Source organism: Zoogloea oryzae (genome assembly GCF_030161255.1).
Classification (GTDB): Bacteria; Pseudomonadota; Gammaproteobacteria; order Burkholderiales; family Rhodocyclaceae; genus Zoogloea; species Zoogloea oryzae.
This window is the reverse complement of the sequence record NZ_BSPX01000031.1, coordinates 24292-37687: the sequence shown is the minus strand read 5'-3', so window position 1 is coordinate 37687 and position 13396 is coordinate 24292. Positions and strand designations below refer to the sequence as shown.

Below are 13396 nucleotides of genomic sequence, written 5' to 3'. Positions count from 1 at the left end.
GTTCCTTATTCCTGCACTACCCAATGAGAGATTCCGAATCCTTCCCCGGCCTCCACGCGTGGCTCGACACCCCGCTGGGGCGCTACGTGATGGCGTGGGAAGCGGCGCGCTTCGACGCGCAGGTGGCGGACATCTTCGGCTACAACGCTGTCCAGCTCGGCGTGCCCGAGCTCGACTTCCTGCGGGCCAACCGGATGCCTTTCCGCTTCCGGGCCGGGGCCGGCAACGTGGGCGTCGAGACCGATTACGCGGCGCTGCCTTTTGCGGCGGGCAGCCTCGATCTCGTGGTGCTGCCCCATGTGCTCGAATTCGCCGCCAATCCCCACCAGGTGCTGCGCGAAGTCGAGCGCGTGCTGGTGCCGGAAGGGCATGTGGTGATCGCCGGCTTCAACCCGGCGAGCCTTTTCGGCGTCAAGCGGATGCTCGCCGGCAAGACCGGCTGCTACCCGTGGCGCGGGCAGTATCTTTCGCTCCGGCGCCTGAAGGACTGGCTGGCGCTCCTCAGCTTTGAAACCGGCAGCCAGGCCTCGGGCTGCTTCCTGCCGGCCGTCGAGCAGCCCCAATGGCTGGAGCGCCTGCGCGGCCTGGATTGGGCCGGAGACCGCTGGTGGCCGATCGGTGGCGGCGTGTATGTGATCCATGCCATCAAGCGGGTGCAGGGCATCCGGCTCATCATGCCCAAGTGGGATCGCAAGGCGGGCGCGCGGGCGCTTGCGCCGCTGGTCCAGAAAGCCGGCGGGCAACCGGGATCGCCCGGCATGCGGCTGGATGCCGGCGACGACACGCCGCGGCCCTGACGTGCCACCCCAACAACACGCAACGAGAGAATCAGTGGAAGAAATCGACATCTATACCGACGGGGCCTGCTCGGGCAACCCGGGGCCCGGTGGCTGGGGCGCGATCCTGCGCGCCGGCCCCCACGAAAAGGAGCTGTGGGGCGGCGAGCCCGCCACCACCAACAACCGGATGGAGCTGCTGGCGGTGATCCGCGCGCTGGAGATGCTCAAGCGCCCGGTCGCGGCGCGGGTGCATACCGACTCCCAGTACGTCCAGAAGGGCATTTCCGAGTGGATTCACGGCTGGAAGGCCCGCGGCTGGAAGACCGCCTCGAAGGAGCCCGTCAAGAACGCCGACCTGTGGCGTGCGCTGGACGAGGCCGCGTCACGTCATCAGATCAAATGGCTGTGGGTCAAGGGCCACGCCGGCCATGCCGAGAACGAGCGCGCCGACGCGCTGGCCCGGCGGGGCGTGGAGGCCGTGCGCAAGGCCGGCCGGATTGTGGAATCAGAGGACATCAAGGCATGAGACAGATCGTACTGGATACGGAAACCACCGGCCTCGACTGGAAGAGCGGCGACCGGGTGATCGAAATCGGCTGCGTCGAACTGCTCGACCGCAAGCTCACCGGGCGCCACTACCACGTGTACATCAACCCGCAGCGGAACATCGACGCGGGCGCGATCGCAGTGCACGGGATCACCAACGAGTTCCTCACTGACAAGCCGGTGTTCAAGGATATCGTGTCGGAGTTTGAGGCCTTCGTGGATGGCGCCGAGCTGGTGATCCACAACGCGACCTTCGACGTGGGCTTCCTCAACTACGAGCTGGGCCTGCTCGGCCGTCCGCTGCTCACCGCGATCTGCCCGAGCGTGATCGACACGCTCAAGCTCGCCAAGGAGCAGAACCCCGGCAAGAAGGCGTCGCTGAACGCCCTGTGCTCGCTCTACGAGATCGACAACACCCACCGCGCCCTGCACGGCGCGCTGCTCGATGCCGAGCTGCTGGCCGACGTCTACCTGGCGATGACCCGCGGCCAGGAGAGCCTCATCATGATGCTCGACGAGCCCGCGCCCCAGCAGGACGATGCCGACAGCGGCGGCGGTCTCCTTGAGCGCGTACCCCTGCGTGTGCTACGGGCCACCGACGAGGAACTCGCCGGCCACGACAAGGTGCTGGCCGAGATCGCCAAGGCCAACAAGGGCCACTGCCTGTGGATTCCGCCGGAGCCTGTTGAGCCGGCCGCCCCGGCTGCCTGACGGATCGGCAAAACAAAAGGGCGACCCGCGGGTCGCCCTTTTTGCGCAGAACAGAACCGGGCTTACTGGCCGAGCGGTTCGGCGTTGCCCAGCGCGGTGGTGTTGAAACCACCGTCCACGTACATGATCTCGCCGGTCATGCCGCTGGCGAGGTCGGAACACAGGAAGGCGGCGGCGTTGCCGACTTCCTCGATCGTGACGTTGCGACGCAGCGGGGCATTGTGCTCGTTGAACGAGAGCAGCTTGCCGAAGCTGCCGATGCCGGACGCCGCGAGGGTCTTGATCGGGCCGGCAGAGATGGCATTGACGCGGGTGCCTTCGGGGCCGAGGGTGACCGCCATGTAGCGCACCGAGGCTTCGAGGCTGGCCTTGGCCATGCCCATGATGTTGTAGTTCGGCATGGTGCGCACCGCGCCCAGGTAGGACAGGGTGAGCAGCGCGCCGTTGCGGCCCTTCATCATCGGACGGGCAGCCTTTGCAAGCGCCGGAAAGCTGTAGGCGCTGACTTCCTGGGAGATGCGGAAGGCCTCGCGGGAGAGGCCGTCGAGGAAGTCGCCCTCAAGGGCTTCGCTGGGCGCGAAGGCGATGGAGTGCACGAGGCCGTCGAGGTAATCCCACTTCTGGCCGAGCTGCTCGAAGAGCCTGGCGATTTCCTCGTCGTTCTGGACGTCGCACGCGAACACCATCGAGCTTCCGAATTCGGCCGCCATTTTGGTGACGCGTTCCTGGAAGCGTTCGTTCTGGAAGGTAAAGGCAAGTTCGGCGCCTTCGCGGTGCATCGCCTTGGCGATCCCGTAGGAGATCGAGCGATTGGACAGCAGCCCGGTGATGAGAATGCGCTTGCCGGCAAGAAAGCCCATGTAAGGTGTCTCCTGTGAATAACCGCACAATTATAACGGATGCTCCCGGAGCGTGTGCTGCCGCTAATTTCGATGGCACCCGCAGAGTGATCCGGTAGACTCGCCCCATGCGCGCGATCCATTGCTCCACTTTATACCGGCGCCTTGCCGCTGCCCTGCTGGCCACCCTCGCGGCCGGCTGCGGCGAGGTGTGGAACGACCCCTATCCCGCCGCCGAGCGCGGCCGGAACATCCTGTATTCCGCCTTCACCCAGCGGCCCAAGCATCTTGATCCGGTGCAGTCCTACAGCGAGGACGAAGCCACCTTTCTCTATCAGATCTACGAGCCGCCGCTCCAGTACCACTACCTCAAGCGGCCTTTCCAGCTGAACACCGCCGCCGCCGCGAAGATGCCGGTGCTGCGCCAGTTCGACGCCGCCGGCAAGCTGCTGCCGCCGGATGCCGACCCGGCGCAGATCGCCCGCAGCGAATACGAGATCACGATCCGGCCGGGCATCCGCTTCCAGCCGCATCCGGCCTTTGCGCTCGACGCCAAGGGCCAGCCGCTTTATCTGGCGCTCACCGACAAGGATCTCGTCGACAAGCGTGCGCTGGGCGATTTCCCCGCCAACGGCACGCGCGAGCTCACCGCCGACGATTTCATGTATCAAATCAAGCGACTCGCCCACCCGCGGCTGCATTCGCCAGTGCTTGAACTGATGGGCGACTACATCGTCGGCCTGAAGGATCTCCACGCCAGGCTCGTCGCCGACGAAAAGAAGCGTGCGGCCGAAGGCAAGGGCGGCGCGTGGATCGATCTGCGCGACTACTCGATGGAAGGCGTGGAGGTGGTGGATCGCTACACCTACCGCATCCACATCAAGGGCACTTATCCGCAGTTTCCGTACTGGCTGGCGATGCCGTTCTTCGCGCCGGTGCCCGTCGAGGCCGACCGCTTCTTTGCCCAGCCGGGCATGGCCGAGCGCAACCTGACGCTCGACTGGTGGCCCATCGGCACCGGGCCGTACATGCTCCGCGAGAACAATCCCAACGCCCGCATGGTGCTGGCCCGCAACCCCAACTTCCGGGGCGAGACCTATCCCTGTGAGGGCGAGGAGGGCGACAAGGCTGCCGGCTTGCTGGACGACTGTGGCAAGCCGATTCCGTTTGTCGACGAGGTGGTGTTCACCCGCGAGAAGGAAAGCATCCCGTACTGGAACAAGTTCCTGCAGGGGTATTACGACGCCTCCGGCGTGTCGTCCGACAACTTCGACCAGGCCGTGCAGATGGGCGGGCAGGGCGACGTGACGCTGTCCGACGAGATGGTGGAGAAGGGCATCAAGCTCAACACCTCGGTGGCGCCCACGGTGATGTACATGGGCTTCAACATGCTCGACCCGGTCGTGGGCGGCACCAGCGAACGGGCCCGCAAGCTGCGTCTGGCGATCTCCATCGTCATCGACCAGGAAGAGTTCATCTCGGTGTTCCAGAACGGCCGCGGCGTGCCGGCGATGCACCCGATTCCACCGGGCATCTTCGGCTACCGGGCGGACCAATCCGGCGTCAATCGCGAGGTCTACGACTGGGTGGACGGCCAGCCGCGCCGCAAATCGGTGGATGAAGCCCGTCGCCTGCTGGCCGAGGCCGGCTATCCCGGTGGCCGCGACGCCAAGACCGGCGAGCCGCTGGTGGTCAATCTGGACACCACCGGCAGCGGCATGGGCGACAAATCCACCGTGGATTGGCTGACCAAGCAGCTGCGCAAGCTGGATGTACAGCTGGTGGTGCGCGCCACCGACTACAACCGTTTCCAGGACAAGATCCGCAAGGGCAACGCCCAGCTTTTCTACTGGGGCTGGAACGCCGACTATCCCGATCCCGAGAACTTCCTGTTTCTGCTCTACGGCCCCCAGGGCAAGGTGAAGAGCCAGGGCGAGAACGCCGCCAACTACGAAAACCCGGAGTACGACCGGCTCTTCGAGCGCATGAAGGCGATGCCCGACAGCCCCGAGCGGGCCGAGATCATCCAGCGCATGCTGACCATCCTCCAGCGCGACGCGCCGTGGGTGTGGGGGATGTATGAAAAGGCCTATACGCTCCAGCACGGCTGGCTGTACAACCGCAAGCCGGGCAAGATCATCCGCAACACGCTCAAATATCAGCGAGTGGACGTGGCCCAGCGGGAGCGGATGCGCGCCGAATGGAACAAGCCGATGGTGTGGCCGCTGGCGCTGGTGGCGCTGCTTGGCGTGGCGATGGTTGCGCCGGCGGTGGCTCACTACCGGCGGCGTGAGCGGGCGGCGGCGGCCGAAAAGTAGGCGCGCGGCGATCGATCCGGACAGGGCCTCAGGCGGGAATGCGACGCAGCCGGCGCGCCCGGATCACATGCACCACCCGCGCTGCCAGCGCGAAGCCCAGCGCGATGTGCGCCCAGCTGGCGATTGCCCGCCACTCCTCGTCGGCCAGGCAGTACAGCCCATACCCGGTCAGCGCCAGCAAGGTGGCCGCACCGTGGATCTGCAAGGCCCAGGGTAAAAGGAATGATCTTCGTGCGGAAAAATTGACGGCGCGCAAGATTTACGCGCCGGGCGGACGCTTGAATCAGTCGAAAGACGGCATGGCGGGCTTCGCGACCGGCTTGCCGGCTGCAACCCAGGCGTCGAATCCGCCGGTGATGGACCGCACCTGGAGATAACCCATCTCCTGCAGCGCAGCGGCGGCAAGGGCGGCGCGGCCGCTGGTCTTGCAATAGAGCACGATGGCTTGATCCCGGGCGGCGAGTTCGGGCGCGCCGCTCATGCGAAACTCCAGCACGCCGCGGGAGATGTGGATGGCGCCAGGAATGTGGCCTGCCGCGTACTCGTCGGCCTCGCGTACATCGATCAGCACCTGGGCGTCACGGATGGCCTGTTCGGCGTCGGCAAGAGGAACTTCCTGAATGCGGCTTTTGGCGGCAAGAACGAGATCGTGGGCAGACTTCATACGGGGTTTCTCCTCAATGGACGATGCGCGGCAAGCGCGGGATGCTCATTATATTAGACTTCTCTAATTTTCAAGGCGGCGAGCTTCCGGCAGGAACATCCGGTCCGCGTTTTGAACGAAGTACGGATTGATCCGTCTCTTCTGGAAACCCGCCCGTGCGTGACAACGACACCCAATCAAGGAGACAAGCCATGAGTCAGGAAAGCATCTGGAGCACGCGCTACCGGGAGGCCGGCGAGGAATACCTCTTCGGAACCGAACCAAACCGCTTTCTGGCCCGCCGCCAGGGCCTGCTCGAAGGCGGGCGGACGGCGCTGTCGGTAGCCGACGGTGAAGGACGGAATTCCGTATGGCTGGCCGAACAGGGGCTGGACGTCACTGCCATCGAGATCTCCGCCGTTGCCATCGAAAAAGCCCGCCGCCTGGCCGCCGGTCGAAAGGTGAGCGTGGATTTCATCCAGGCCGACATGCTGGCGCCGGGCTGGCCGCCAGAGGCGATGCAGGGGCGCTTTGACTGGGTGATCGGCGTCTTCATCCAGTTTGTCGGACCCGAATGGCGGGAGCGTCAGTTTGAAACGATGAAGGCGCTCACCGCGCCCGGCGGCTGCATCCTGCTGCAGGGCTACACGCCGAAGCAGCTCGAATACCGCACCGGCGGCCCGTCGGCGGTCGAGAATCTCTACACCGAAGAAATTCTCCGCGCGGCCTTCGCCGACTGGACGATCGAGGAACTGGCAAGCTACGAGGAAGACATCACCGAAGGCGCCGGCCACAAGGGCCGCTCGGCGCTGATCGGCATGGTGGCCCGAAAGCCGGGCTGAAGTCCGCGGTGGCGCCGAGCAGTTGTATCGCTCGGCGTCCATCCAAAAAACTATCGGCACGGTTACCGGAGTTTTCCGAGGCGATGCGTGGATTCGTTGGATAGGCGTACGCCGCGGCAAACACGGGTTTCAACCCTCCATTTCATATGTTCTGAAAATTACTGTTTTCAGAACTAAAGAATTGTGTGGATACGCCCCCCTCGGCACGCCCCATGACGTACCCACTCATCCCACCGCCCAAAGTAAACCCGGCGTCTTCAATCCTCGGCCACACCGCCAGAAACCAACGATTGTCGGCCCGGGTGCTCCACTCGTCGGACCAGAGGCTCCCCCGATAACTGGAAAACGAATCGCTCGGAAGTGCCAACACCCTTGCGTGGCATGACCGGGCGCGATTTTGTGGACACTGCCTGATCGACATCGACTCGATAAATCCGTCTGGACTACCCAATCAGACTAGCGACGGCTCCGCTACAATGGCCGGAAGCCCATTCGAGGAATGCTTCCACACCCATGGCAACGCCAGTTAACGACACCTACACCGTGCCCGCCGGCCAGTCGATCAATGCCGGCCGATCCTTGTCGGTCGCTGCACCGGACGCAACGGGTGGCACGGTTGCCCAGTTGCTTGCCGGTTGGTCCGGCACCGGCTTCCAGTTGCTCACCACCCTGCCTGACCTCCCCATCTACGACGCTTCCGGCCACGCTGGCAGTGCCTGGGACGAGGGCCGGCAGCGGCTGTGGATCTTCGGTGCCGAAACCCACGGCACCGCCCAGACCCGCAACGCGGTGTATTGCTGGGATGCCCGGGATGGCCTCCTCAAGCGCCAGTACGCGCCAGATCCGTGCCCCGGCGCGTATCACATCAGCGCCGACGGTTTTCTCTATGCCGATGCCGCCAACAGCCGCCCGTGGGGCATGCATGCGTTTCGAACCCTGTGGTTCGACGCGACAACCAAAGAGGTCGGGGTTGCCTACGATGCCTACGACCACGCCCTGTGGACGCCGCCCTACGATGCGCCGGCCATCGACATCGAATCCCGCAAATGCCCTTTCTGGTACTACAACACCGTCACCGGAAAATGGCGCAAGCAGGATTCGCCCGCGATCACGGCGTACAACCGAGCGGGCACGGGTACCGCATCCACCCGCGTCCCCGGCGACGGCTGGTACCGGGTGAACGACGCCTACATCTGGCACCTGTCGGAGGACGGCACCACCCGCACCGTAGGCAACTACTCTGGCAAGGTGCCGCCGCTCATCCAGCACTTCGCGCATCTGATCGGACGCAACATCGTGCAGATCGGCGGCTACTACGACACGCCGGGCAGCTACCTCGGTTCCGTTCATCCCCTGGACGATCTTGCCGCATCCCGGGTGCTGATGGTGTCGGCCTTCCCTGCCCTTGCCGGCTGGGATGTGTCCAACTGCTGGTCGGCGCCGATGCCCGACGGGCGGATTGTTTTCGGTGCGCAGCAGACCGGCACGGGCCAGATCGGCGCGTTCATCCTCGACTGGAACAAGGCCACGCCTACCGTCACCGACACCGGCCACCGGCTTGGCATCACCACCAGCAGAACGGTGGATCACTACGAACTCAAGGCTGCCTGGTCGGCCACCCACAACTGCGCCATTTTCATCACGAACCGGATGGGCGCAGGCGAAAAGGTTTTCGGACTGAGGATTTAATCTGACATGGCTCTGGCTCTGAATGCTTCCCACCCGCTGGCATCGCGCGTAAAGGTGCTGATCGGCGTTGATCCCGCGACGGGCACCCTCGTGGATTTGGTCCGCACGGGTGTCACCTTCACCCTCGATGCCGGCGTTTCCGGCTCGGTGGACACACCCATCGGCAAGGGCATCCGCTGCACCGGATCGGGCACCGATTCGAGAGGTTTCAGCTTCACCGACTTCTCGATCGCCACCCAGGTTGCCCACGAAGGCACCCTGTTCATCGTCGTCAGCAAGATGACGGGCTACGGCGGCAACGGCTCGCAACCCATCCGCCTGCCTGGCAGCACGCTGGCCTCCAACGCGATGATGGTCGGCTTCAGCCAGACCACCGGCAACGTGGGTCTCAACGACGGCAACCTGAGCAGCGCGCTCACCGAAATCAGCCCGACCCGCAACATCGCTGGCGACAACCAGTGGCACTCCTTCGCCGTCCAGCAATGGAGCGCCGGCGGATGGACAGCCCTCAATGGCGCGCTGTTCATGGATGGCGTCGACACCGGCGTCGCCATGTCCAACAAACCCGCTGACCGGATGCACATCAACGGCTTTGCGCGAAACATGTCCACCTCGTGGGCGGGTGATTTTGTCTGGATGGCGTTTTTCGACAAGAAACTGACAGCCGCCGAGATCTCCGGCCTTCACACCAGCATCGGCGCCGGCAACGCCTTCGCGCTCGTCACGGGCAGCGGCGCTGTCGTCACGCCCCCTGCCGGCGTGGTGACAATTGCCACCGTCACCCCGGCAACGACCAGCGCCAGCGTTGCGTACAGCTACAGCGCGTCGGATGCCACCGCTTACGAATATCGCCTCAATGGCGGCACGGCTGCGGCCCTCGGCGCTTCGCCTGCCACGCTTTCCGGCCTCACCGCGGGCACCACCTACAGCCTCGAGGTCCGCGCCACCAACGGTTCCGGCGCCAGCGCCTGGTCGGCCGCCCGCAGCTTCACGACCGCAGCCACCCCGCCGGCCGACACCACGGCGCCGACGCTTGCCGGAGCCATCACCATCAGCAGCCTTGGCTCCACCAGCTACACCGCGAGCTGGCCAGCAGCAACCGACAACGTCGCCGTCACCGGCTACGAATACCGGATCAACGCCGCCTCAAGCTGGACATCCTCCGGCACCGGGACGAGTGCGAACATTACCGGCCGGACACCCGCTGCCACCGACACGTTTGAGGTCCGGGCCTACGACGCCGCAGGCAACCGCTCGGCAGCCCTCTCGAAAACCGTGACGCTTGCCGCTGCCGCAGCAGGTGGCCGGCTCTCGGTGGTTGATCCGCTCAAGAACAACGCCGGCGCGGTTCAAGCCAACCTGACCGGCATCATCGCGACGGTCCTCCGGGCATCGGATTTCACCGCGGTCGCAACGGTCGCCAGCCTGACGACGGGCAGCACCGGCATCCTCGCCAGCGTCACCCACGCCTCGATCGTCGCCGGCACCCAATATCACCTCGCTCTCAAGACAGCAGGAGGCGGCATCGGAATCACCGGGCCGATCACCGCAGCATGAGCATCCGCATCGACACCAATCCGCTGATTGCCGGCGCTGTCGTCGTCGGCGCGCCGGGACTTGGCGTGCCAGCCGAGACCATCCCCTCAAGCGGCGACAACGGCCCGTCCATCCTCTACAACGACATCGCCCTCCCCGCTGACGCCGGCAAGGAAATCCGCGCACAGGTCACCACCTGGCCAAGCGGCGGAACGCTCGATATCGGCGAGGATGGCGGCTTCACCTACACCGGCCCCTCCGGCTCCTTCCGCTATCAGCTGTACGTGGATGGCGTCGCGGTCGGTGCCCCCGCAACCGTCACGCTCAACGTCGGCACGCCGCCGGCCGTTCTCCCCGGCTACCCCAACCCCGCCGACGTTCGCGCCGGTGTGGTGTACGGGCCGAACGGTGAGTACGTCGGCACGCTGGTGGTGTGATCCTTCATCCGCACGCGCTTGGTTCTCGAATTTTGCTAATGAGTACTTGGCAAAGTGATTATCGATGTCTATAATGCGCAGCTTGTCGGGGCGTAGCGCAGCCTGGTAGCGCACTTGCATGGGGTGCAAGGGGTCGCGAGTTCGAATCCCGCCGCCCCGACCAAAAGAATCAAGCAAAAAAGGTCAGTCTTCGGACTGGCCTTTTTGCTTTGTGCCGCCGATCTCCCCTCCTCCCGTCCAAACCTGCTTCAACGCCTCCGCACTTCGATTCGACCTCGCCGAAGTATCTTCGGCACCACCGGACGACGTTCGGCGCTGGCAAGCACACTTCGTCCCGCAAAGGACGTTGTTTGGTGACGCCAAACACACTTCGCCGCCGCCAAACTGCGTTCGTCGCGAGCGAGATTGAGTTTGGTGACGAATATCGACGTTCGACAGTGCCAAACTGACTTCAGCGGCAATAAAACAATCTCCCGCCCTGCAGAATCCTTACTTTTAAGGTGGATGAGCTGCATCTCGGCCGTTTTTTGTACCTCTGCCGTGCAGGCCACGCTTTGCCCGTGACCATCTGCCCGAAGCGCGTTACCCTTGTTCCTCGCTTCCCGCAGATCACCCCCGACCATGACCCCACCGGCACCCCGCCGCCGCGCCATCGACATCGTCCGTGACGAACTGCGCCAGCTTGTCACCATCAAGCCCAGCGACCGGCCGTGGCAGATGCCCTTTGCCGCAGCGCTGGCCAACGGGCTGCCGCTTTTCGTGGGCGCGTTTTTCGGGCATCTGGAATACGGACTGATCTCGTCCCTGGGCGGGCTGGTGTTCCTGTACCTGCCGGAAACCCCCATGGCCCACCGCATGGTGTCGTTGATGGCCACGGCCTTCGGGATGATCGCCTGCTACGCCCTGGGGGTGATGAGCCACCTGCTGCCGGCGGTGATGACGCCGGTACTCACCTTCATCGCCATCCTGGTGACGATGGTGTGCCGCTTTTACCGGGTGGGCGTGCCGGGCAGCCTGTTCTTCATCATGGCGGCGGCCATCGGGGCCTATTCGCCGGGCGACATCCTGCAGATCCCCCAGAAGGTCGGTCTGATCGCCATGGGCAGCCTGCTGGCCTGCCTGATCGCCTTCTTCTACAGCCTGTTCATCCTCAGCCGGCGCGCGCCAAAGCCGATCGAGCCGATCCCGCACGCCACCTTCGATTTCGTGGTCTTCGATTCGCTGGTGATCGGTCTGGCGGTGGGCTTGTCCCTCGCCCTCGCCCAGCTGCTGCAGATGGAAAACGCCTACTGGGTGCCGATCAGCTGTCTTGCGGTGATCCAGGGCATGTCGCTCCGGGCGGTGTGGGAGAAGCAGCTCCAGCGCCTGCTGGGCACCGCCATCGGGCTGGTGCTGTCGTGGGCGCTGCTGTCGCTGCCGCTGGAGAAGTGGAGCATCGCAGTGACGATCACCCTGCTAGCCTTCATCATCGAGACCGCAGTGGTGCGCCATTACGGCTTTGCGGCGATCTTCATCACCCCGCTCACCCTGTTGCTGGCCGAAGCCGGCAACCTGGGCCAGCTCGATCCGGGCTCGCTGGTGCAGGCGCGCTTCCTCGATACGCTGCTGGGCTGCGCGGTCGGGCTCGCCGGGGGCGTGTGCCTGCACGATCCACGCGCCCGAAGCGCCATCGGCAAGCCCATCCGGCGCCTGCTGGGCGTCCGACCCAATCCGCAGTGAGGTCTCACGGGCCAATCCCCGTGGCCAGCGCGCACCGCTGAACCGGCCGCAACGGCGCCCGGTCCAATCGACGGACAAGTTCTGACGCTCCCGCAAGCTTGCCGAAAGGTTTTCTTCAAAGGCGTGTAAGGCGCGCCCAGCAGAATCTCGTGTTGCAGTCTGATAAAGCAGGGCTACACCGCCCAGAACGCCCATTCCCCACGAGAAACACCGAGTCATGACCCGGATCAACATACTGACGTATCACCGCGTCGGAGATTTTCCCCAGCGCATGCCCAGCCACCGCGGCCAGTATTGCCACGTGACGCGATTCGAATCACAAATGCGGATGCTGAGCCGCGCCGGTTACGCGGTGATCAGCCTCGACCAAGCGGCCGCGGGCCTGCGCGGCGAGACCGTGCTGCCGCCGCGCCCGGTCGTGCTCACCTTCGACGATGGCTACGTGGATTTCCTCGAGTACGCGGCCCCGATCCTCGACCGGCACGGCTACCCCGCCGTCGTCTATGCCGTTGCCGGCATGCTGGGCGAAACGTCGCAGTGGGTCGCTCCCGAGGGTTTGACACCGGCCCCGCTGATGACGGCCGCGCAGCTCCGGGAGGTGCAGTCGATGGGCTTCACCATCGGCTCCCACACCCTCAGCCACCCCAGGCTCGCCAGCCTCAAGACCCAGGCGGTCGTCGAGGAAATATCGATCAGCAAGCGGATGCTCGAGGACGTGCTGGGCACCCGCGTCGACCATTTCTGCTATCCCTACGGCAGCCACGACATCCGCGCCGTCGAAGCGGCCGCCGATGCGGGCTACGTCACGGGCACGACCTGCCTGCGCGCCATCGCCACCCCCGAGGACGACCTGCTCTCCCTGCCCCGCAAACCCGTGTCGCAAGGCAACACCGCGTTCGGCGTGCTGTGGAAGCTCCTCACCAAGAACACGCCCCGGTCGGCACCGATCCGGCGCGGCAAGCGCCCGGAAACGACGCTTCAGGATCGACGGATTGGCGAACACGGAATGGGGCCGTCAAGCGCCGGCGCGTAAGCCCGGCTGAGGCTGGCGCCCGGACCGGCGTCCTGCCCGTCATCGACCGGGCGCAGCATCGCCCGCGCCCCAGCCAGCCCCCCTCCAGCGCTATCCTCACCCGCATCCCGGCGACGTATCCACCCCGCCCATGCGACAATCGCGGCCGAAACCGACACCACCGGCCAGCGCCCGATCTTCACCCGCCGCCAGCCCCCATCAACCGGGCTTCCATGACGGTCGATCCGCGAAGCACACCGCGCCCCCGCTGGCCCGGATGGTCGTCGAGAACAAGGACTTTCCCAGGTACAGGCAGCACGGCCAT

The 13396-nt window shown here is 65.1% G+C and carries 13 protein-coding genes and 1 tRNA gene; 11 read left to right on the top strand and 3 right to left on the bottom strand.

Annotation, left to right across the window (positions count from 1 at the left end):
- Positions 1-23 precede the first annotated feature (23 nt).
- The 3 genes from QQK25_RS11580 to dnaQ are packed head-to-tail and all read left to right on the top strand — an operon-like array spanning position 24 to position 2036.
- A complete protein-coding gene (locus tag QQK25_RS11580; RefSeq protein WP_284188072.1) occupies positions 24-797 on the top strand; it encodes a class I SAM-dependent methyltransferase in 774 nt (257 codons plus the stop codon).
- Positions 798-831: 34 nt separating this feature from the next.
- Positions 832-1305: a ribonuclease HI gene (gene rnhA, locus QQK25_RS11575; RefSeq protein ID WP_284188071.1), complete on the top strand. Its 474-nt coding sequence runs from the start codon at positions 832-834 to the stop codon at positions 1303-1305.
- Positions 1302-2036, top strand: coding sequence for a DNA polymerase III subunit epsilon (dnaQ, locus tag QQK25_RS11570; protein ID WP_284188070.1), 735 nt, complete (start codon positions 1302-1304; stop codon positions 2034-2036). The genes rnhA and dnaQ overlap by 4 nt, the downstream gene beginning before the upstream one ends.
- Before the next feature lie 62 nt (positions 2037-2098).
- Here the strand turns inward: dnaQ and fabI are convergent, their stop codons facing one another.
- Positions 2099-2896, bottom strand: a complete 798-nt coding sequence (gene fabI, locus QQK25_RS11565) for an enoyl-ACP reductase FabI (protein ID WP_284188069.1) — start codon at positions 2894-2896, stop codon at positions 2099-2101.
- 107 nt (positions 2897-3003) lie between these two features.
- On the opposite strand from fabI, the gene QQK25_RS11560 reads away from it, so the two are divergent.
- Entirely contained in the window at positions 3004-5193 is a 2190-nt protein-coding gene (locus QQK25_RS11560; RefSeq protein WP_284188068.1) for an ABC transporter substrate-binding protein, read from the top strand.
- A gap of 28 nt (positions 5194-5221) precedes the next feature.
- Here QQK25_RS11560 and QQK25_RS11555 read toward each other — a convergent pair whose 3' ends face one another.
- Positions 5222-5449, bottom strand: coding sequence for a hypothetical protein (locus QQK25_RS11555; RefSeq protein ID WP_284188067.1), 228 nt, complete (start codon positions 5447-5449; stop codon positions 5222-5224).
- Positions 5450-5476: 27 nt separating this feature from the next.
- The gene (locus tag QQK25_RS11550; protein WP_284188066.1) at positions 5477-5857 is read right to left on the bottom strand and encodes a rhodanese-like domain-containing protein; all 381 of its coding nucleotides are present in this window, start codon (positions 5855-5857) and stop codon (positions 5477-5479) included.
- A gap of 191 nt (positions 5858-6048) precedes the next feature.
- Here QQK25_RS11550 and QQK25_RS11545 point away from each other — a divergent pair, with 191 nt between their 5' ends.
- From QQK25_RS11545 to QQK25_RS11515, 7 genes are all read left to right on the top strand, one after another.
- The gene (locus tag QQK25_RS11545) at positions 6049-6678 is read left to right on the top strand and encodes an SAM-dependent methyltransferase (RefSeq protein ID WP_284188065.1); all 630 of its coding nucleotides are present in this window, start codon (positions 6049-6051) and stop codon (positions 6676-6678) included.
- Between the two features lie 513 nt (positions 6679-7191).
- Positions 7192-8367 carry a hypothetical protein gene (locus tag QQK25_RS11540; RefSeq protein WP_284188064.1) on the top strand — a complete coding sequence of 392 codons (1176 nt, stop codon included), beginning with the start codon at positions 7192-7194 and terminating at the stop codon, positions 8365-8367.
- 6 nt (positions 8368-8373) lie between these two features.
- Positions 8374-9924 (top strand): hypothetical protein, encoded by a 1551-nt coding sequence (locus tag QQK25_RS11535; RefSeq protein WP_284188063.1) that lies wholly within the window; start codon positions 8374-8376, stop codon positions 9922-9924.
- On the top strand, positions 9921-10340 hold the full coding sequence (locus tag QQK25_RS11530; RefSeq protein WP_284188062.1) for a hypothetical protein: 420 nt from the start codon (positions 9921-9923) through the stop codon (positions 10338-10340). Before QQK25_RS11535 ends, QQK25_RS11530 begins: the two co-directional genes overlap by 4 nt.
- Positions 10341-10426: 86 nt before the next feature.
- Positions 10427-10503: transfer RNA gene (locus tag QQK25_RS11525), tRNA-Pro, on the top strand.
- Positions 10504-10961: 458 nt separating this feature from the next.
- The gene (locus tag QQK25_RS11520; RefSeq protein WP_284188061.1) at positions 10962-12059 is read left to right on the top strand and encodes an FUSC family protein; all 1098 of its coding nucleotides are present in this window, start codon (positions 10962-10964) and stop codon (positions 12057-12059) included.
- Positions 12060-12381: 322 nt separating this feature from the next.
- The gene (locus QQK25_RS11515; protein ID WP_284188060.1) at positions 12382-13092 is read left to right on the top strand and encodes a polysaccharide deacetylase family protein; all 711 of its coding nucleotides are present in this window, start codon (positions 12382-12384) and stop codon (positions 13090-13092) included.
- Positions 13093-13396 lie beyond the last annotated feature (304 nt).

What these genes read in the sequence shown, in the direction of transcription:
- QQK25_RS11580 (WP_284188072.1), top strand. Translation starts at nt 24, where the DNA reads ATGAGAGATTCCGAATCCTTCCCCGGCCTCCACGCGTGGCTCGACACC.
- dnaQ (WP_284188070.1), top strand. Translation starts at nt 1,302, where the DNA reads ATGAGACAGATCGTACTGGATACGGAAACCACCGGCCTCGACTGGAAG.
- fabI (WP_284188069.1), bottom strand. Translation starts at nt 2,896, where the DNA reads ATGGGCTTTCTTGCCGGCAAGCGCATTCTCATCACCGGGCTGCTGTCC.
- QQK25_RS11560 (WP_284188068.1), top strand. Translation starts at nt 3,004, where the DNA reads ATGCGCGCGATCCATTGCTCCACTTTATACCGGCGCCTTGCCGCTGCC.
- QQK25_RS11550 (WP_284188066.1), bottom strand. Translation starts at nt 5,857, where the DNA reads ATGAAGTCTGCCCACGATCTCGTTCTTGCCGCCAAAAGCCGCATTCAG.
- QQK25_RS11545 (WP_284188065.1), top strand. Translation starts at nt 6,049, where the DNA reads ATGAGTCAGGAAAGCATCTGGAGCACGCGCTACCGGGAGGCCGGCGAG.
- QQK25_RS11540 (WP_284188064.1), top strand. Translation starts at nt 7,192, where the DNA reads ATGGCAACGCCAGTTAACGACACCTACACCGTGCCCGCCGGCCAGTCG.
- QQK25_RS11535 (WP_284188063.1), top strand. Translation starts at nt 8,374, where the DNA reads ATGGCTCTGGCTCTGAATGCTTCCCACCCGCTGGCATCGCGCGTAAAG.
- QQK25_RS11530 (WP_284188062.1), top strand. Translation starts at nt 9,921, where the DNA reads ATGAGCATCCGCATCGACACCAATCCGCTGATTGCCGGCGCTGTCGTC.
- QQK25_RS11520 (WP_284188061.1), top strand. Translation starts at nt 10,962, where the DNA reads ATGACCCCACCGGCACCCCGCCGCCGCGCCATCGACATCGTCCGTGAC.
- QQK25_RS11515 (WP_284188060.1), top strand. Translation starts at nt 12,382, where the DNA reads ATGCGGATGCTGAGCCGCGCCGGTTACGCGGTGATCAGCCTCGACCAA.